At 71.7% G+C, this 17,405-nt stretch carries 22 protein-coding genes and 1 pseudogene; 12 read left to right on the forward strand and 11 right to left on the reverse strand.

The window, feature by feature from the left end; all coding sequences use genetic code 11:
* On the reverse strand, nucleotides 1–140 hold a 140-nt coding region (locus CFP66_RS50540; RefSeq protein ID WP_369805275.1), incomplete at its 3' end, for an STAS/SEC14 domain-containing protein.
* Between the two features lie 258 nt (nucleotides 141–398).
* On the opposite strand from CFP66_RS50540, the gene CFP66_RS41130 reads away from it, so the two are divergent.
* The 6 genes from CFP66_RS41130 to CFP66_RS41155 all read left to right on the forward strand — a co-directional run bounded on the left by CFP66_RS41130 (nucleotide 399) and on the right by CFP66_RS41155 (nucleotide 4,333).
* The gene (locus CFP66_RS41130) at nucleotides 399–665 is read left to right on the forward strand and encodes a metal-sensitive transcriptional regulator (RefSeq protein ID WP_094930796.1); all 267 of its coding nucleotides are present in this window, start codon (nucleotides 399–401) and stop codon (nucleotides 663–665) included.
* Nucleotides 666–704: 39 nt separating this feature from the next.
* Nucleotides 705–1,118 carry a DUF302 domain-containing protein gene (locus tag CFP66_RS41135; protein ID WP_094930797.1) on the forward strand — a complete coding sequence of 138 codons (414 nt, stop codon included), beginning with the start codon at nucleotides 705–707 and terminating at the stop codon, nucleotides 1,116–1,118.
* On the forward strand, nucleotides 1,118–1,435 hold the full coding sequence (locus CFP66_RS41140) for a rhodanese-like domain-containing protein (RefSeq protein WP_094930798.1): 318 nt from the start codon (nucleotides 1,118–1,120) through the stop codon (nucleotides 1,433–1,435). Before CFP66_RS41135 ends, CFP66_RS41140 begins: the two co-directional genes overlap by 1 nt.
* Before the next feature lie 69 nt (nucleotides 1,436–1,504).
* Nucleotides 1,505–2,890, forward strand: a complete 1,386-nt coding sequence (locus CFP66_RS41145; RefSeq protein WP_369805273.1) for a rhodanese-like domain-containing protein — start codon at nucleotides 1,505–1,507, stop codon at nucleotides 2,888–2,890.
* Nucleotides 2,887–3,558 (forward strand): rhodanese-like domain-containing protein, encoded by a 672-nt coding sequence (locus tag CFP66_RS41150; RefSeq protein ID WP_094930800.1) that lies wholly within the window; start codon nucleotides 2,887–2,889, stop codon nucleotides 3,556–3,558. The genes CFP66_RS41145 and CFP66_RS41150 overlap by 4 nt, the downstream gene beginning before the upstream one ends.
* Nucleotides 3,559–3,562: 4 nt before the next feature.
* A complete protein-coding gene (locus CFP66_RS41155; protein ID WP_094930801.1) occupies nucleotides 3,563–4,333 on the forward strand; it encodes a sulfite exporter TauE/SafE family protein in 771 nt (256 codons plus the stop codon).
* A gap of 230 nt (nucleotides 4,334–4,563) precedes the next feature.
* On the opposite strand, the gene CFP66_RS41160 is transcribed toward CFP66_RS41155, so the two are convergent.
* The 9 genes from CFP66_RS41160 to CFP66_RS41195 form a co-directional block, all read right to left on the reverse strand.
* Nucleotides 4,564–5,040, reverse strand: a complete 477-nt coding sequence (locus tag CFP66_RS41160) for a YihY/virulence factor BrkB family protein (RefSeq protein ID WP_158228423.1) — start codon at nucleotides 5,038–5,040, stop codon at nucleotides 4,564–4,566.
* A 64-nt stretch (nucleotides 5,041–5,104) separates the two neighbouring features.
* The gene (locus CFP66_RS47590) at nucleotides 5,105–5,302 is read right to left on the reverse strand and encodes a hypothetical protein (protein WP_143517560.1); all 198 of its coding nucleotides are present in this window, start codon (nucleotides 5,300–5,302) and stop codon (nucleotides 5,105–5,107) included.
* A 327-nt stretch (nucleotides 5,303–5,629) separates the two neighbouring features.
* Entirely contained in the window at nucleotides 5,630–7,243 is a 1,614-nt protein-coding gene (locus CFP66_RS41165) for a class I adenylate-forming enzyme family protein (protein WP_094930803.1), read from the reverse strand.
* Between the two features lie 97 nt (nucleotides 7,244–7,340).
* Complete coding sequence (locus tag CFP66_RS41170) at nucleotides 7,341–7,559, reverse strand: YgaP-like transmembrane domain (protein ID WP_094930804.1); 219 nt, start codon at nucleotides 7,557–7,559, stop codon at nucleotides 7,341–7,343.
* Between the two features lie 61 nt (nucleotides 7,560–7,620).
* The gene (locus CFP66_RS41175) at nucleotides 7,621–8,406 is read right to left on the reverse strand and encodes a prolipoprotein diacylglyceryl transferase (protein ID WP_094930805.1); all 786 of its coding nucleotides are present in this window, start codon (nucleotides 8,404–8,406) and stop codon (nucleotides 7,621–7,623) included.
* A gap of 149 nt (nucleotides 8,407–8,555) precedes the next feature.
* On the reverse strand, nucleotides 8,556–8,873 hold the full coding sequence (locus CFP66_RS41180) for a hypothetical protein (protein ID WP_094930806.1): 318 nt from the start codon (nucleotides 8,871–8,873) through the stop codon (nucleotides 8,556–8,558).
* A gap of 43 nt (nucleotides 8,874–8,916) precedes the next feature.
* Nucleotides 8,917–10,341 (reverse strand): cell wall metabolism sensor histidine kinase WalK, encoded by a 1,425-nt coding sequence (locus CFP66_RS41185; RefSeq protein WP_094930807.1) that lies wholly within the window; start codon nucleotides 10,339–10,341, stop codon nucleotides 8,917–8,919.
* Entirely contained in the window at nucleotides 10,334–11,029 is a 696-nt protein-coding gene (locus CFP66_RS41190) for a response regulator transcription factor (protein WP_198962020.1), read from the reverse strand. The genes CFP66_RS41185 and CFP66_RS41190 overlap by 8 nt, the downstream gene beginning before the upstream one ends.
* A gap of 15 nt (nucleotides 11,030–11,044) precedes the next feature.
* Nucleotides 11,045–11,722, reverse strand: coding sequence for a TlpA disulfide reductase family protein (locus tag CFP66_RS41195; protein WP_233160135.1), 678 nt, complete (start codon nucleotides 11,720–11,722; stop codon nucleotides 11,045–11,047).
* A gap of 212 nt (nucleotides 11,723–11,934) precedes the next feature.
* Here CFP66_RS41195 and CFP66_RS41200 point away from each other — a divergent pair, with 212 nt between their 5' ends.
* Complete coding sequence (locus CFP66_RS41200) at nucleotides 11,935–13,329, forward strand: MBL fold metallo-hydrolase (protein ID WP_094930873.1); 1,395 nt, start codon at nucleotides 11,935–11,937, stop codon at nucleotides 13,327–13,329.
* Nucleotides 13,330–13,335: 6 nt separating this feature from the next.
* Here the strand turns inward: CFP66_RS41200 and CFP66_RS41205 are convergent, their stop codons facing one another.
* Nucleotides 13,336–14,076 (reverse strand): cytochrome c biogenesis CcdA family protein, encoded by a 741-nt coding sequence (locus CFP66_RS41205; RefSeq protein ID WP_094930808.1) that lies wholly within the window; start codon nucleotides 14,074–14,076, stop codon nucleotides 13,336–13,338.
* A gap of 148 nt (nucleotides 14,077–14,224) precedes the next feature.
* Between CFP66_RS41205 and CFP66_RS49610 the strand changes: the two genes are divergently transcribed.
* The 5 genes and pseudogenes from CFP66_RS49610 to CFP66_RS49625 all read left to right on the forward strand — a co-directional run bounded on the left by CFP66_RS49610 (nucleotide 14,225) and on the right by CFP66_RS49625 (nucleotide 17,060).
* Nucleotides 14,225–15,496: an ABC transporter ATP-binding protein gene (locus CFP66_RS49610; protein WP_233160136.1), complete on the forward strand. Its 1,272-nt coding sequence runs from the start codon at nucleotides 14,225–14,227 to the stop codon at nucleotides 15,494–15,496.
* Entirely contained in the window at nucleotides 15,493–16,134 is a 642-nt protein-coding gene (gene ccsA, locus CFP66_RS41220) for a cytochrome c biogenesis protein CcsA (RefSeq protein ID WP_094930809.1), read from the forward strand. Before CFP66_RS49610 ends, ccsA begins: the two co-directional genes overlap by 4 nt.
* Nucleotides 16,135–16,183: 49 nt before the next feature.
* Nucleotides 16,184–16,447, forward strand: a complete 264-nt coding sequence (locus CFP66_RS49615) for a cytochrome c maturation protein CcmE (RefSeq protein ID WP_233160137.1) — start codon at nucleotides 16,184–16,186, stop codon at nucleotides 16,445–16,447.
* Nucleotides 16,448–16,452: 5 nt separating this feature from the next.
* Nucleotides 16,453–16,698 (forward strand): annotated as a pseudogene (locus CFP66_RS49620) (cytochrome C oxidase subunit II); the annotation flags it as partial.
* Nucleotides 16,662–17,060, forward strand: a complete 399-nt coding sequence (locus tag CFP66_RS49625; protein ID WP_094930811.1) for a cytochrome c family protein — start codon at nucleotides 16,662–16,664, stop codon at nucleotides 17,058–17,060. The pseudogene CFP66_RS49620 and the gene CFP66_RS49625, both read left to right, overlap by 37 nt.
* The last annotated feature ends 345 nt before the right edge of the window (nucleotides 17,061–17,405 follow it).

Raw genomic sequence — 17,405 nt, forward strand, 5'->3', positions numbered from 1 at the left:
AGGAGGTTGGCCAGCTTGGCGCACCACCGCTCCCAGGTCGGCGCGCCCACGATAGCGACCTTGTCGAAGTCGCGGCGGTGGCGCAGGTCCAGACAGGTGTTGCGCCAGGCGGCTCGAGCGCGGCGACCTCGCCGAGCCAGACGTTGTCGCGGGCCTCGGCGAGCCGGGCTTCGGCGTTCGTGTCATCTCCTCAAGCCTGCCGAGCTGAGCGGGGTCGACGCGCAGGAACCGGCAGCGGGTGCAGGCGGGCCGCATCGCCGCGCCGCGGATTCAAGAGAGCCGCTCTGCGCCTCCCAGCGTCTGTCGCCCGCGGCTCTATCGCTCGTAGCTGGCCGCGGGAATGCCGCGCTAGTCTCGACATTATACCCCCGGGGGTAGTTGAGAGGCAGGAGCGAGACGTGGACGTGGACAGCGTGCAGCTGGTGGATGTGCTTGGACGGCTGCGGCGGGTGCAGGGCCAGATCGGCGGGATCGTCCGCATGATCGAGGAGGGCCGCGACTGCTCGGACGTGGTGACGCAGCTCGCGGCCGCGTCCCGAGCGCTGGACCGCGCCGGATTCAAGATCATCGCGACGGGCATGCGGCAGTGCATGGTCCAGGACGACGCGGGAACCCGCCGGTTGAACGAGGAGGAGCTGGAGCGGCTGTTCCTGTCTCTCGCCTGACATCTCGTCAACATCGAGGACACCTGCGGAGGAGTCCATATGGATGTCGCCTACGAGCACAGCGTCACCGTCGAGCTGCCCTATGCCGAGGCGGTCACGCGGACCCGTGAGGCGCCGGCCGAGCAGGGCTTTGGCGTGCCGAGTGAGATCGACGTGCAGGCCGCCCTGCGGGAGAAGCGCGGTGTGGAGATGGAGTCCTACGTCATTCTCGGGGCCTGCAACCCGGATCTGGCGCACCGGGCGCTGGACATCGACCGCAGCATCGGCGTGCTGCTGCCGTGCAACGTGGTGGTCAGCGGCCACGACCGCGGCGCGAAGGTGCAGATCTTCGATCCCCTGATCATGGCTGCCGTTATGGGCCGCGAAGAGCTGCAGTCCATCGCCCAGGACGCGGCCCGCCGTCTGCAGACCGTGCTGGACACCTTGACCACCCGCACTGAGGAGGAGACCTGATGGACCCCAAGACCGCCTACGAACGTCGCCAGGACGTGCAGCTGCTCGACGTCCGCGAGGATGCCGAGTGGAACGCCGGCCGCATCGAGGGCGCAGTCCACATCCCGCTGGCGCAACTGCCGGCACGTCTGGCCGAACTCGACCGCGGCCGTCCGGTTGTCACGGTGTGCCGCAGCGGTGGCCGCGCCGGGAAAGCGAGCGAGCACCTCGCCCAGGCCGGACTCACCGCCGAGACCATGGACGGCGGCATGACCGCCTGGTCGCAGGCCTGCCTGCCGTTCACCGCCACCGATGGCGGCCCAGGCCGCGTCGCCTGACGCGACGCCCTTTCCATTTTTCGAACTCACATACCCTACGGGGTAGGGAAGGCAGTCATGGTTCAGATCGTGACAATCGAGACGTCCAGCTTGGGGGACCGCAGCTACCTGGCCCACGATGGGGAGGTGGCTGTGGCGGTGGATCCGCAGCGCGACATCGACCGGGTGCAGGCGCTGGCCGCCGAGCACGGGGTGCGGGTCAGCCACGTGCTGGAGACCCACGTGCACAACGACTACGTCACAGGAGGGCTGGAACTCGCCCAGGCCACCGGCGCGACCTACGTGCTTCCGGCGGGTAGCGACGTGGAGTTCGAGCACACCAGCGTCGCCGACGGGGACGTGGTGGACGTCGGCGCGATGCGCGTGCGGGTGCTGCACACCCCTGGGCACACCCACCACCACGTCAGCTACGTCCTGGCCGACACTGGCGGTGCGGTGCAGGCGGTGTTCACCGGCGGGTCGATGCTCTACGGCGCGACCGGGCGCACCGACCTGGTCAGCCCGGACGACACTGTGGAGCTGACTCACGCGCAGTACCGGTCGGTGCGGCGGCTGGCCGCGGAGCTGCCCGCCGAGGCCGCAGTGCTACCCACCCACGGGTTCGGCAGCTTCTGCTCGGCCACCCCGACCAGCGGCGACGCCTCCACCATCGGGCAGCAGACCCAGGTGAACCCGGCGTTGACGCTGGCCGAGCAGGACTACGTCGACACGCTGCTCGCCGGGCTGGACGTCTACCCCGCCTACTACGCCCACATGGGCCCGATCAACCGGCGCGGCCCGGAGCCGGTGGACCTGTCACCGCCCGAGCCGGTGGAGCCGGCCGAGCTGCGCCGCCGCATCGAGGCCGGTGAATGGGTGGTGGACCTGCGGGAGCGCACCGCGTTCGCCGCCGCGCACCTGGCCGGCTCGCTCGGGTTCGAGCTGTCCACCAACTTCGTCACCTACCTGGGCTGGCTCTACCGCTACGGCACCCCGCTGACGCTGATCGGGGAGACTCCTGAGCAGGTCGCCGAGGCCCGCCGCGAGCTCGTCCGCATCGGCATCGACGAGATCACCGGTGCCGCCACCGGTGACATCGAGGCCCTCGCCGGCGGGCAGGAGTTGCGCTCCTACCCGGTCACCGACTTCGCGGGGCTGGCCAAGGCCCGCGAGCAGGGACCGGTGCAGGTCCTCGACGCCCGCCGCAACGACGAACGGGCCCGCGGATACGTGGCCGGGTCCCAGCACATCCCGCTGCACGAGCTGGCCGACCGCATCGACGAGGTCCCGCAGGGCGAGGTGTGGATCTACTGCGGCTCCGGCTACCGCGCCTCCATCGCCGCCTCGGTGCTGGACCGCCCCGGCCACCACGTCGTGTTGATCAACGACTCCTACGACGCCGCGAACGCCGCAGGCCTGGAGGACGAGCACCCTACTGAAGGCGCCGGCGCGAGCGACCGGAGGTCCCCCCGATGACCCAGCCCCACCACAGCCATCACCGCGCCCATCCGGAGCGGGTCGACGCGGCCACGGTCCGCGCGTGGCTCGCCCAGCCCGACACGGCGACCGTGCTGGACGTCCGCACCCCGGCGGAGTTCGAGACCGTGCACATCCGCGGCTCCTACAACGTGCCGCTGAACCTGCTCGACGAGCACGCCGAGCAGCTGGCCCCCCGGCTCGACCGCCACGTCGTGCTGGTCTGCCAGTCCGGGCCGCGGGCCGCACAGGCCCGACAGCGCCTCGCCACAGTCGGCGCGGACCGGGTTCACGTCCTCGACGGCGGCATCACCGCATACGCCGGCAGCGGGAGCGATGGCGGTGACGGTGACGGCGGCGGTAAGGCGGACGGCAGTCTCGTGCGGGGCCGGGCCCGCTGGTCACTCGGGCGCCAGGTCCGCCTCGTCGCCGGGACGCTGGTGACGGCCGGGTTGGTCGCCGGGCTGCGCGCCCCCAGCGCACGGCTGCTCTCCGCCGCGATCGGGGCCGGGCTGACCGTGTCCGCGCTGACTGACACCTGCACCATGGCCCGGGTGCTGTCCGCGCTGCCCTACAACCGCGGCCCCCGCGACCGCACCCCTGCTGAGGTCCTCGCCCAGCTCCCGGCCGGGGCGGCGGCCCGACCCGCGCCGTCGCCCACCGAGTAGCGCCGTGCTCGCCGGGACCGGACTCGGGCAGGTCATCGGGGTGCTGCGCGGGCTGCTCGGCGGCGGGTCGATCCTGGCCGTGCCCGCCCTGGTCTACGGCGCCGGGGTGCCCCTGGCCGCGGCGGTGCCAATGTCGCTGCTCGTCGTCGGGATCTCCTCCGCGGCCGCCCTGCTGCCCAGGCTGCGCCACGGTCAGCTCGCATGGCGCATCGCCGGGGTGTTCGGGGCGGCCGGGGCCGGGGCGGCGTTCGCCGGGGCGGCGGTCAACCGACTGCTCGACCCCCGGGTGGTGCTGATCGGGTTCGCGGTGATCATGGTCGTCGCCGCGGTGCGGATGCTGCGCGAACAGACCACCGAGGGCGGGGACTGCACGCTGCCTGGGGGCGGAGTGAACTGGCGCGGCTGTCTACCCAAGGCGATCGGCTCCGGGCTGGTGGTCGGGTTCCTCACCGGCCTGTTCGGCGTCGGCGGCGGCTTTCTGATCATCCCCGCTCTCGTGCTGCTGCTGGGCCTGCCCATGGCCGTGGCCGTTGGCACCTCGCTGCTGGTCATCGTCATCAACTCCGCCGCCGGGTTCGCCGCCCACGCCGGCGACACCACCCTGGACTACCGGCTGACCGCCGCGTTCACCCTCGCCGCGATCTTCGGCTCCATGCTCGCCAGCCGGGTCGCCACCCGGTTGCCCGCCGACCGGCTCCGCCGCTGGTTCGCCTACCTCGTGCTCGCTGTCGCGGCCTTCGTCACAGTCCGGACCCTGGTAAACCCGTCGCCGTGACTGGATGAGCCGCAGCGGGGCCATCCAGGTCATGGCAGGTGGTAGGTCATGCGAAGCGTCCGCGCGGAGGGAGCGGCCTGACATCGGATTCCCGGCCCGGGCGTGAGCGCGGGTCCGTCGGCGATGTCCGTCTCCACCACCCACCGCCTGCCCCGTCTTCGCGTCGTCGCCGTTCTGCTGGCTGAGTCCCATCCACATCATTACGCCCGTGTCGACCTCCGAACGTTCTACTATCTCCGTACGGAGTCATAGGTTGTGATCGGCGGCGTGCGGTTCGTGCCCGGGAACGGGCGACCCAGTTCCATCTGCTTGCGGCGTTGGGCCTCGGCCGTCGGGCCGGTTGGCCATGTCCTGTCGATTTCGGCGTTGAGCTCTGCGCCGAGCAACACAGCGAGCGCACTGACGTAGAAGAAGAGCAGCACACCGATCGGCGCGGAGAGCACCCCGTACTTGGAGGTAAGTTCCAGGTAGGCCTGTAGCCCGTAGCTACCGGCGAAACACAGCACTATGGCCAGAGCAGCCCCGGGCAGGTCGCGACGCCAGGGCCTGCGCACCGGCACGCTGAGGTGATAGAGGTTCGTGAGGGCCATCACCCAGACCAGCGCGACCGTGGGCCGATAGGTCAGCTGCAGTAGTGTCGTGGCAGCCCGGGTGACGGAGCCTGTGGGGATCAGCTCGATGAGCAGGTCGGGCCCGCGCACGAGCACCGGCAGGAGAACGGCTCCAGCGCCAGGGCGCCGAGGTAGAGGCCGAGCGCCAGAAGGCGAGCCTTCAGGCGCTGCGCAGGTGAGGCAGGTCGTAGGCGATCGTGATGGTGCGCACAAAGGCGCCCATTGCAGCGGAGCCGGCCCACAGCGACAGCACGAAGCCCAGCGAGGCGACGCTGGCGTAACCGCCCCCGAGCACGCGGCTGACGACTGGTTCGATCAGGTCCCTCACGGCCTGCGGTGAAAACACGTTCCCGGCCACCGCGAGAACACTGCCCTTGATGCACCACCTGGGGATCTGTCATTTCCCCGAAGTAGCCGACGACCTTGAGCAGCCCGAGCACGAGCAGGGGCAGGGGCGCCCAGAAGGCCGCCTCCGCGGCGAGACCCAGTATACGGTCGTCGCGGGAGTGCCGGGCGGTGCGGTGGACGAGGTCCGCCGCTGTCCGCAGCTTCTTCAGCCACCGGCCATACAGCGACGGCACCCGCGTGGTGGCCAACCGACGGAGTGTCTTCGGTGGGAACGCCAGCTATCGGGCTGCCAGCGTGGGGAGAGGCCCATCATGCGACTCTCGTGGTCGGGCAGCGATCACGGGTGGCGGTCGGTTACCGGGGGAGTGTGTTGGAGCAGTTCCTGGAGGGCGCTTCGGCGGACCTTCCAGGTGGCGGTGGTCGGCAGCTCGGGCCATGGGAACTGCCGGGGAGCCGCCATGGGTGGCAGGTCGGCGGCCGCGGCCTGCCAGCGGGCGGGGTCGAGGGCGGTGTCGTCGCGGGTGCAGACGACCGGCACCGGGTTCTGGTCGGGCTGCGTGGTGAGGACCAGCTCGGTCAGTTCGGGGAGCCGGTCGAGTAGCAGGTCCTCTACCGCCAGGTAGTTCGGCAGGGCGGGGATCGCGTCGACCGCTCGTCCGGCCAGGCGGAGTTGGCGGGTGCGGGTGCCGATGTCGCCGGTGTCCCACCAGCTGTGCAACTGGTGGTTCCGAGTGCGCTGCGGCTCGCCCAGGTATCCGGCGAACAGGCCGGGGCCGCGGGCCAGGATTCGCCCGTACTCACCAGGCCGGTGTACCCGACGCCCGGTGGCCGGGTCGACCAGCCGGACCTGGGTGAGCGCGATCCCCGGCCAGCCGACGTCGCGGGTGTCCCTGCCCGCACCGCGTCGGCGCGCGCGGAATCCGACGCTGATCGCGCCGAGTTCGCTCTGTGCGTAGGCCTGGGCGTAGATCGGAAGCCTGCGCCGTGAGGCGGCCAGCATCCGGCGGATGGTGCGCGGGTGCGCCGCGTCGAAGGTGGACAGGAAGATCCGCACGTTGGCCAGCGGCCGGTCGGGGTGCTCGGCGAGTTGTTCCCAGTGCAGGAACACATTGGGGAACGTTTCGAGCAGGGTGGGCCGGTAGCGGGCGAGCAGGGCCGCGGCCGCGGCCGGGTCCGGATCGACCATCGCCAGGTGCGGCGCGCCGACCGCGGCGACGGTGAACGGCCCGGACAACGTCCTGGCGTGCGCGGTGGTCAGGCAGGTGGCGACAACATCGTGGGGACGCAGTAGCAGCCGCCCGCCCATGACCTGGACCGCCGCCTGCCCGACGAGGCTGTCACCGGTGTGGCCGATCAGCTTGGGCACTCCGGTGGTGCCCGAGGTGTGCGTGATCGCCACCAGCTGGTCGCCTGTGCGGCTGCGGGGAGCGGGCGCGGCGGCGCCCCGTAGCTGCGTCAGCGGTACGGCTCCAGCGGCCGCGCCGTCCACGCTGATCAGCCGGCGCAGGCCGTCGAGCTCGCCGAGTTGGTGGTGCATGATCGCGGGCAGGTCGGCGATCGTCACCGGGTTGCCGAGGCGTGCAAGTAGTTCGGCAGTGGTCGCCGCATCGAACTCCGGGGCGATCAGTGCCGGTACCGCGCCGATCCGCGCGGCCGCTTGGGCCAGCGCGAGGACGTCGATGTTGTGTGCCTTGACGATGGCGACGGTGTCGCCGGGACGCACCCCGGCCGCGTGCAGCCAGCCGGAGGTCTCCTCCACGAGCCTGGCGATGTGCTCCCAGTGCAGCTCGCAGCCCAGGTCGGGGGCGATCGCCAGTGGCCGGTCCAGCCAGATCGGCAGCGGCCCGTGCACATCCGCCACTGCCTGCGCGAGCTGACCGAGTGACGCGCTGCCCGCGCCCCACAGCCGTCTCGTCAGCCGTGCGGTGGCCAGCGCGCCCAGGACGGTCATCCGAGCACCCCGAGGACCAGCAGCACGACCACGACGAGGGCAGGTAGCAGGCACGCCGACCAGGACGCCAGCAGCCGCCAGGTACTGGGCGTGCCGTTCACGATGTCCTCCCGCGCGTCCCGGGGGCGCGTACGTAGCGGTAGACCGGGCAGTACCCGATCAGCCCGCTGACCACGAGGTCCGCGACCCCCAGCACCAGCAGCGCCCCCGCCGCAACCGCGACCATGCCCTCCGCATGGCGAACGAGCACCCAGATGCCGCCCGTGGCCAGCAGGAGCCCGGCCAACAACCGCACCACCCGTTCGGCCCTGGTCATGTTGATCGCCGGGCGCTTCCAGCGAAACCGAGCACCCGACCCTGCGGGTGCTTTCACAACGTCAGACACGTGTACCCCCTGGCGCTCCGGCAACGTCGTCGGATTCAGCAGGCCCGGGCGTGGACGCCCTGAGAGGGAGGGTGAGCAGCGCCGCACCGGCAACGACCAGGGCGAGCGACCACAGCTGAGGCTGGGTCAGCCCGAGGACCGCTTCGTCGTTGACCCGGACGATCTCGACCAGGAAGCGGGCTGTGCCGGTGAGCACCGCGTAGGTGCCGACGACGGTGGTGGGGCGCCACCTGTGTCGCACGCTCCACAGCAGCCCGGCGATGGCGAACGCGGCCACTGTCTCGTAGAGCGGGGTGGGGTGAACCGGCACGGTGGTAGGCACTACCCCATTGGGGAAGGCCATCGCCCAGGGCAGGTCGCTGGGGGTCCCGTAGGTGCCGTCGCCGGCCAACAGACATCCCAACCGCCCGATTCCGTAGGCGACCGACGCCGGCGCGGCCGAGACCGCGGCCAGTTCGGCCAGTGGCAGGCGGTGCCGGCGGGCGATCACCACGAAGGTCGCCACTCCGGCGAGGAAGCCGCCGTACCAGGTGAACCCGGACCCGCCGAAGTCGTGGACGCTGAGGCTGCCCAGGTGTTCGGCAAGGTAGTACAGCTTGGCCCCGAGGAAACCCACGAGCGTTGTCGCGAGCACCAGCGTGGTCGCGACGTCGGGATCCCAGCGGAGCCGGCGGAACTCCCGGGTGAGCAGGACGACCGCGGCCAGGGCGGCCAGCGCCTTGCTCACCCCGTAGCTGCCGATCGGCAGGCCGAAGATTTCGAACAGGGTCGGGTACACCGTCACTCCCTGGCGATAGGTCACGGGTCGCAGGCGAGGTCAGAGCCGTGTGCCATACGACGACACCGTCGGGCGGGAAAGGGCCAACGCGCACGATCACGCTACGAACGTTTCGCCACCACGTGCTCTACTGACGACGGCCGGCCGGCTCAGCCGCTCGAGTCGCCGTCTGAGCCGCCCTCGCCATCGGAGCCATCCATCATGCCGCCCATGTCCATGCCGCCCATGCCGGACATCATCTGTTGCATCTGCGGGCGCATCTGCTCGTGCATATCCCGGGCGTCGTCGCGCATCTCGGCCGGCATCGCTTCGATGCATCCCTCCATGGATTGGTCCATCTGGCGCATCTGCTCGTCGGCGTCGGGTTCGGGCGGCTGGGCGTTGGCGACGCCGGCGCCGGCCAGACCGGTGCCGAGGGCCACCGCGGTCGCAACTGCCAGGCCCAGACGACGCGTCTTGAACAACATGATGAAGTACTCCTCAACTCGTGATCGGTGGACAGGCCTGACGCTAGGGCCGTGCTGTGAAGATCTGATGAACGTCGTCGAGGTCACCGGTTTCGTTCGCCGGCAGGCGTACCAGGAAGCGGCTGCCGTGCCCCGGCTCGCCGTGCATGGTGATGTCACCGCCGTGTGCGGTGACGAGTTCGGCGGCCACCGCGAGCCCGATACCCGAGCCGCCGGCTTGCGCCCCGGCGCCGCGGAAGAAGCGCTCGAACACGCGTGGCTGCTCCTCGGTCGGGATGCCAGGGCCGGTGTCGGTCACGGCCAGCTCGATGTCGCCGTCGCGCTGTCCGAGGGTCACGGTGACCGTGCCGTGCGGCGGGGTGAACTTGGCCGCGTTGCTGATCAGGTTGGTCAGCACCTGCCGCAACCGTGCGGGGTCGACGCAGGCCGTGACCTCGGCGAGGTCGGTGACGAGCCTGAGGTTGCGCTCTGCGAGGTGGCCGGTGAACCCGTCGAGTACCTCGTGGACCAGCGGGCGCAACGCCACCTCGCTGCGATCCAGGCTGAACCCGGCCGCGTCGGCGGCGGCCATCGCCTCCAGGTCGGCCACCAGCCGGCCCAGCCGCAGCGACTCCTCGTGCAGCGAGTCGACCACGGCGGGGGTGGGGGCGGTGAGGCCGTCCTGGACGGACTCGAGCTGACTGCGCAGGACGGTCAGCGGCGTCCGCAGCTCATGGGCAACGTCGGCGGCGAAGACCCGGCGCAGCTCGTCTTCCCGGGCGACCGCGTCGGCCATCGCGTTGAACGAGGTGGCCAGCTCACCGACCTCGTCGACGGAGGACACCACGGCGCGCCGGTCTCGCCGACCCGCCGCGAGCGCATTGGCCGCCGCGGTCAACTCGGTGAGCCCCGCAGTGGGGCGCCGGGCGAAGGCCAGCCCAACCAGCAGCGCCAGTACCCCCGCGACGAGTGCGCCTCCGAGCAGCAACCAGTTGACCGAGGTCCGGAACTGCGCGTCCGCGGCAGGCAGCGCAGCGTGCGGGACCTGCAGCACCGCGGTGCCGACCTGCGTTCCATCGACCACGACCGGCAGCCGGCTGGTCGCGCCGGGCGGCGGGATACCCATCATCTCGCGGTGCATCGCCGCCATCTGCGGACTCATGGCGAAGCCGGCCGACGACCACACCGGGCGCCCCTGAGCGTCCAACAGCTCGATCCTCGCTCCCGCCATCACCACGGCCGGCGCAAGCCGGTTCAGCGACTCGGGCCGCCAGCCGCCGGTCTGCTGGTACTCCTCGGCGAGCAGGGCGACGATCTGCTGCTCGCGCGCCTGGCGCTGGGAGTCGAGGTAGATGTCGAAGCGGGCGCCGATGGCCAGGTTCACCAGCAGCGCCGTGAGTGCCGCCGCCGCGACCGCGGTCGTGACGAATGCGATGGTCAACCGGCGGGCGAACCGGCCGGCCCACAGACCCCCCAGCGGCTTAGGCATCGCGCTCCATCCCCAGCTTGTAGCCCACACCGGGCACGGTGAGCACCAGGCGCGGTGGCCGGTCGCCGAGCTTGCGTCGCAGGTTCTTGACGTGCTGGTCGATGGTGCGCTCGTCGGTCTCGTACACCTCGCGCTGCACCCGGGCCATCAGCTGCAGCCGTGACCACACCCGTCCGGGGCGGGCGGCCAGGGTGGTGAGCAGGTCGAACTCGGTGCGGGTCAGGGTCACGCGCCGCTCGCGCACCCACACCTCCCGCTGTTCCGTGTCGATGCGGAAGGACCCGTCGCCGAAGGACGCCGGCCCTGCGCCGTCGGATGCGGGCATGGCGCGGCGCAGCACCGCGTCCACCCGCGCGACGAGCTCGCGAGGGCTGAACGGCTTGGCGACGTAGTCGTCCGCCCCCAACCGGAGCCCGGCGATCCGCTGGGACTCGTCGGCCTTGGCGGTAACCATGATGATCGGCAGGGCGGTGGTGGCGCGGACCTGGCGCGCCACGTCCTCCCCGTCCCGGTCGGGGAGCCGGAGGTCGAGGATCATCAGGTCCGCGCCGGGGGCGAGCTCCAGCGCCCGGGCCGCGGTGGCGGCCTCGAGCACGCCGTACCCGCCACGCTCGAGATAGCTGCGCACCAGAGCCCGGATCTTCGGCTCGTCCTCGACGACGAGCACCGTCCTCTGCACCGTCTCCACGCACCCTTCGCTTGGTCAATGAGGGTCGGACGGAAGGTGTTCCGCCACGGCCTGGCGGACCTCCTCGACCGTGCGGAACACCTTGGGTGGAACGAGTTGCACCGATCCGTCCGGGCGCACGACGTAGCTGAGGGGGATCACCGGTGGTGCGTCGAGCGCCCGCTGCAGCGCTCCGTCTGGATCGGTGACCGACGGGAACCGGACGTCGCCGTCGGCCAGCATGCTCAGCGCCGCCTCCGGCAGGTCCCGCACGTTGACTCCGATCACCGCAACCGCGTCCGGTTCGGCCGCGTACGCGTCCAGGACCGGCATCTCCTCCTTGCAGGACGGGCACCAGGACGCCCAGAGGTTCAGCAGCGCCGGGCGCCCGGCCAGCGCGGCCCCGAGGTCCACTTCGCCCGGCGCGCCGAGGCAGGGCACCACGATGCCCGCGAGCGGACCCGACGGCGGCGGGGCGGCCGGGTCGGGTGCCGGGCAGGGGTCCAGCGCAGCCCGCGCCCGCAGCGGGGCGAGCGTGGCATTGTCCGGAGCCGGCACGGTTTCCGAGACGTGCGGGCCTGGTGTCCTGGTCGAGAGCGCCTCGCGGCCGCTGTCCCGGGGCCAGAGCGCGACCACCCCGGCGACGGCGAGCACCACGACCACGATCGTCGCGCGCACATCCGCGCGGGTCAGCACCTTCGCGATCCGGCTCACCGCCGCGCACCGCCGCCCACGAAATCGAACCGCGGGCCGCCCCTTCCTGTCGGTAGCTGGCCTGGCATGTGCTCCTCACCGTCCGCGGCGTCCGCAACCTACGTATCTCGACAGTAGAATACGGCTCCGCGGCCGGCGCGCTCGGGCGTCGCTGGATGGGGTAGACGTTCCCGGGGATGGACCCAGCCGCCCGGGAAGGTGACGTGAGCACGATGTTCTTCCAGCAGTTCTCCCTGCAGAGCCTGGGCCACGCGTCCTATCTCGTGGGGGACGAGAAGACCGGGCAGGCACTGGTGTTCGACCCGCGCCGCGACGTCGACGTCTACCTGCGCGCGGCCCGCGAACAGGGCCTGCGGATCGCCTACGCCGCCGACTCGCACGGCCACAACGACTACCTGTCCGGGCTGAGCGAGCTGAGGGCCCGTACCGGCGCGGACCTGTGGGGCTCGGCGACCGGCGATCTGGGCTACGCGCACCGGCCGTTGAAGGACCGCGAGGTCATCGAGATCGGCGATGTGGGCGTCGAGGTGGCGCACACGCCCGGACACACCCCCGAACACATCAGCCTGCTCGTTTACGACAGGTCCGCGAGCGCGGACACGCCGGCGCTGATGCTCTCCGGCGGCGCGCTGCTGGTGGGGGACCTGGCGCGGCCCGACCTGCTCGGCGGGCCCGAGCAAGCCCGCCAGGCCGCCCAGGTGTACTGCGACACGATCCAGACCACGCTGCTGCGGCTGCCCGACCACATGCAGGTCTTCCCCACCCACGTCGCAGGGTCGCTGTGTGGGGGCAACATCGGTAGCCGGCTGTCGACGACGGTCGGGTTCGAGCGGCGGACCAACGCGATCCTCGCCGAGGTCGACTCCGCGGACGGCTTTGTGCGCGAGTGCATCCGGCTGGACAACCTGCCCGCGGTACCGCCGTACTGGAGGCGGATGCGCGATCAGAACCTGGCCGGCGTCGCCGAGCTCGGTCAGCCCGCCGAACCCCCGGCGCTGACGGTGGCCGAGTTCGCCCGGCATCAGGAGGCCGGCGCGCTGGTCCTGGACGTCCGTGCCTCGGAGGCCTTCGGTGGCGGCCACGTCCCCGGCGCACTCAACGTCGGCCTCGGGTCGGCGTTCGCGACCTGGGCCGGCACCGTGCTGCCCGATCAGGCCCAGGTGCTGCTGGTGCTGGACCGGCCCGAGGACCTGTGGGAGGCCACCTGGCAGCTGCTGCGCATCGGCTACCCGCTCCCGCGGGGCTGGCTGCGCGGGGGCATCACGGCCTGGCGCACCGCGGCTCGCCCGGTCGAGACCATCCCGCAGATCACCGTGCACGAGCTCAAGGCTCGGCTGGACCGCGGCGAGACCGACCTGCTCGACGTGCGCCAACCCGACGAGTGGCACACCCGGCACGTGCCGGGCGCCCGCTGGATCACCGGTGCCGAACTTCCCGACCGGGTCGACGAGGTGACCGACGACCGGCCGCTCGCGGTCACCTGCGGCAGCGGCTACCGCTCCTCGGTCGCCACGAGCGTGCTCGCTCGCCACGGGCACCGCGACGTCGTCAACGTCGCCGGTGGCATGACCGCATGGAACAACGCGCGCTACCCGGTCGAGCAGTGAATCGGATCAGATCGGTGGCCAGCCCAACCGGGCGTACCAGGCGAGCATCCCGCTCATCGCGGCCGTCCAACCACCGGTGATCATCAGGACCCCGGTGACTGTCAGAGCCAGTCCGCCGCCGATCTCGATTCGCCGGCTGTGCCGGCGCAGCCAGCCGAACCGGTCCCGGCCGCGGGCGAGGCCGGCGGCCAATGCCAGGAACGGCAGCCCGAGGCCGAGCGAGTAGGCCAGCAGCAGCAGCGCACCGCGTCCGAGGTTCGCCGCGCTCGCCGCGGTGGTCAGGATCGAGGCGAGGACGGGGCCCACGCACGGCGTCCACCCGAACGCGAAGGCCGCCCCGAGCGGCAGCGCGCCGCCCGGGCCGGTGCCGAAGCGGCCGAGGTCGACACGCAGCTCGCGCTGCAGCAGCGGAATTCGGATCAGGCCGGTCATCGCCAGCCCCATCACGACCACCAGCACCCCGCCGACGACGTTGATCGTGTGCTGGTTCTGGCGCAGCAACAGCCCGAGCGCGGAGGCGGTCGCGCCCAGTGCCGTGAACACGATGGCGAACCCGGCGACGAACAGCAGCGCGCCCAGCAGCACCCGCCGGCGGGTGCCGAGCGCGGCCCCACGGCCGGTGCCGCGGCTCCCGGACAGGCCCGAGATGTAGGACACGTAGCCGGGCAGCAGCGGAAGCACGCAGGGCGAACTGAACGACACCGCCCCGGCCACCGCGGCCAACGACATCAGGGCGAACAGCTCCACCGCAGGATCCCCCTCTCATCCGTGGCCGCGGCCCCGGCAGGCGCCGACAAGTACTGAGTGAGATAGTAGTTTCTCGTGTGGGACGTCGAACCGGGGACGAGATGCGCAGCGGGATGCACGCCGACTCGGGGCCGGTGACACCCTCTCGGTGGACCGGGATGCACCGTTGGCGCGGCTGGACCGCGTCGCCGTGAACGTGCAGCGCACTCCTGTGTTGCGCGGATTGGACCTGCAGCTCGGGCCCGGTGAACTGGTCGGGATGCTGGGCGCCAACGGATCCGGGAAAACCACCCTGCTGCACGTGCTGGCGACGTTGGTCACGCCCTCGGCCGGCCGCGGTCAAGTGCTCGGCGCCGACCTCGGCGGCCCGGAGTGCGCCGAGGTGCGTCCCCGGATCGCCCTGGTCGGCCACCAGCCCGCGCTGTACCCGCAGCTCACCCTGGCCGAGAACCTGCGTTTCGTGGCCCGGCTCATCGGCCATGACGACACCGCAGCCGACCGAGCACTCGACGCCGTCGGGCTCGGCGGCGCCGCGCAGCGGCGGGCGGACCGGTGCTCGCAGGGCATGCAGCGGCGCGCCGAGCTGGCCCGGGTGCTGTTCACCGAGCCCCAGCTGCTGTTGCTCGACGAGATCCACGCGGGCCTGGACGCGGACGCCGTCGGCCTCGTTGACGAGGTGGTCGCGCGGGTCCGCCGGCGGGGCGGGCGTGCGTGCGTGCGTGGTGGTCTCGCACGAGCCCGACCGCATGACCGGCCTGGTCGACCGCATGGTGCGCGTGTCCGAGGGCCGGGCGTAGCGTTCGGAGCGGTGCTCGTGACCCCCGGGACCGCGGCGCTGCCTGCGCCGCTGACCCAGTGTCTCGAACGGGCCCGCAAGGACCTGCGGCTGGAACGCCGGGCCGGGGAGGCGTTGCTGGTCACCGCGCCGTTCGGGGCGGTGGCGCTGCTGCTCGCACCGTTGGCGGTCGGGGTGGACACGCCGCTGCTGCGCGAGCTCGGGCCGGCGTTGTACTGGCTGGTCGTGTTGCTGTTCGGAGTGCTGGTGACGCTGCGGGCCAGTGCGGTCGACGGGCCGGCGCAGCTGGCCCTGCTGCGGCTGGCCGGGGTCGGGCCGCGGGTGCGGCTCGCCGGGCGTGCGCTCGCCAACGGTGTGTTGCTGCTGGGATTCCGGCTGCTGCTCGCCCCGGTCGCGGTGCTGCTCTACGACCCGGACCTGAGCGGTTGGCCGTGTCGCCGCGCTGCTCGCCGCGTGGTGTGCCCGCTACCTGGAGGAGATGACATGACCGTGTTCGGCCGCCGTCTCCCGCTCGTCACCGGCATCGCCGGTGCGGCCGGGCTGACGGCCGCGATGCTGTCACCGCCCGACCACCTGCAGGGCGAGCTGGTGCGACTGATGTATGTGCACGTTCCGGCCGCGTGACGGCATTTCTGGCCTACGCGGTGACCTTCGCCGCCAGCCTCGGCTACCTGTGGCGGCGCCGCCCGGGCCTGGACCGGCTGGCCGCGGCCAGCGCCGAGGCCGGGGTGTTCTTCACCGGGCTGGCCATCGCGCTGGGTTCGATCTGGGGCAAGCCGACCTGGGGCGTGTGGTGGATCTGGGACGCCCGCCTGGTCACGACCGCGCTGCTGTTCTTCATCTACCTCGGCTACCTGGCGCTGCGCCGCCCCGCCCCGGACCCGGTGGCGCGGGCGCGCCGGTCGGCGGTGTTCGGGGTGGTGGCGTTCGCCCAGGTCCCGCTGGTGCCTTTCTCGGTGCTGTGGTGGCGCACGCTGCACCAACCGCCCACGGTGCTGCGGCCCGCCATCGACCACACGATGCTCGCCGCGCTGCTGGCGAGCGTCGTGGCGTTCACGCTGCTCTACGCGCTGCTGGTGCGCCCCCGGGCGCGGCTAGCCCCGGCCGAGGAGGAGCTCTACGCGGCCGAGAACGCCCGGCCCCGGGCGCTGGCCGGGCGACGCGGTGTCCGCGCCGCGATGGGAGGGGACCGGTGTCTGACTGGGCGTGGGTGGCGCTGGGCTACGCGGCGGCAGGCGTCGGGATCAGCGGCTACGTCGTGATGCTGCGGGCCCGCGCGGCCAGGTTGCGGCGGCGGGCGGAGGAGCCGCAGTGACCTGGGCGAGCGACGGGACCCGGGCGAGCGCCGGCGCGCTGACCCGCTATCGGTTGCTCGCCGTCGCCGCGCTCGGTGTGGTGGCCGTGCTCGTCGGGCTGCTCCTGTTCGGCAACCTCAACCGCAACCTCGTGTACTACCTCACCCCCGACGAGGCGGTCGCCCGGCCGTGTTCACCGGCGTCTACGCGGTCGGGCTGCGGGAGATGCGGGCCCTCGCCGAACCACCACGCCCTCCGGAGCTCACGATCGAGGTCGTGAGCCACATGTGGTGGTGGGAGGCACGCTACCCCGACACCGGTTTCGAGACCGCGAACGAGATCCACGTCCCCGTCGGCGAGCCGGTCTCGCTGCGGCTGTGGACCGCCGACGTGATCCACAGCTTCTGGGTGCCGAGGCTCGCGCCCAACCTCCTGCCTGACCGCGTCAACGAGATGTGCCTGCTCGCCGACGAGACCGGCACATTTCGCGGGCAATGCGCGGAGTCCTGCGGGATCCAGCACGCCAACATGGCCTTCCGCATCGTCGCCGAGCCGCGCGAGCAGTTCGAGGCGTGGCTGGCGCAGCAGAGCCGACCGGCCAGGAGCCCGCGTCCGAGCTCGCCGCCCGAGGCCGCAGCGTCCTTGAGACCACCGCCTGCGCCAGCTGCCACACCGTCGTCGGGACCAGCGCCTCGGGTGACGTGGGACCGGACCTGACCCACGTCGCGAGCCGGGACCGGATCGCCGCAGAGACGATCCCCAACGACATCGGTCACATGGCCGACTGGATCAGCAACTCGCAGACGGTCAAACCCGGCAACCTCATGCCGCCGCAGCCGCTGTCCCCCCAGGACCTCCGCGCCGTCGTCACGTACCTGCAGGGGCTGGAATGAGCCGCCCGTAGCGCAGCCGTCGTCAGTGTGCAGGAACGGCTCGGGCCTGAGGAGGCCGCTGGCCCTCGTCTCGAGGATCGGGAGGGAAGAGCCCGGCCTGCGCGGCCCGAGTCACGGACGGCCGGCGCCCTCTTGTCCGAGCCTGAGCCAACGCCGCGGCTGAACGCCGTTGGTACTCCATGCAACCTGCGTTACGCGCATCTACGTAGTGATAACGTAGGTTACCTACTGCCTGACTGCGTAGATGCTGCCTGTGCTGCCGTTGGCGATGACGCGGGCGATGAAGGAGTGAGAGATGGGGCGTGCAGAGCGGCGTCTGGCGGAGCGCCAGCAGCGGCGGCGTAC

It is taken from the genome of Pseudonocardia sp. MH-G8 (genome assembly GCF_002262885.1).
Taxonomy (GTDB): domain Bacteria; phylum Actinomycetota; class Actinomycetes; order Mycobacteriales; family Pseudonocardiaceae; genus Pseudonocardia.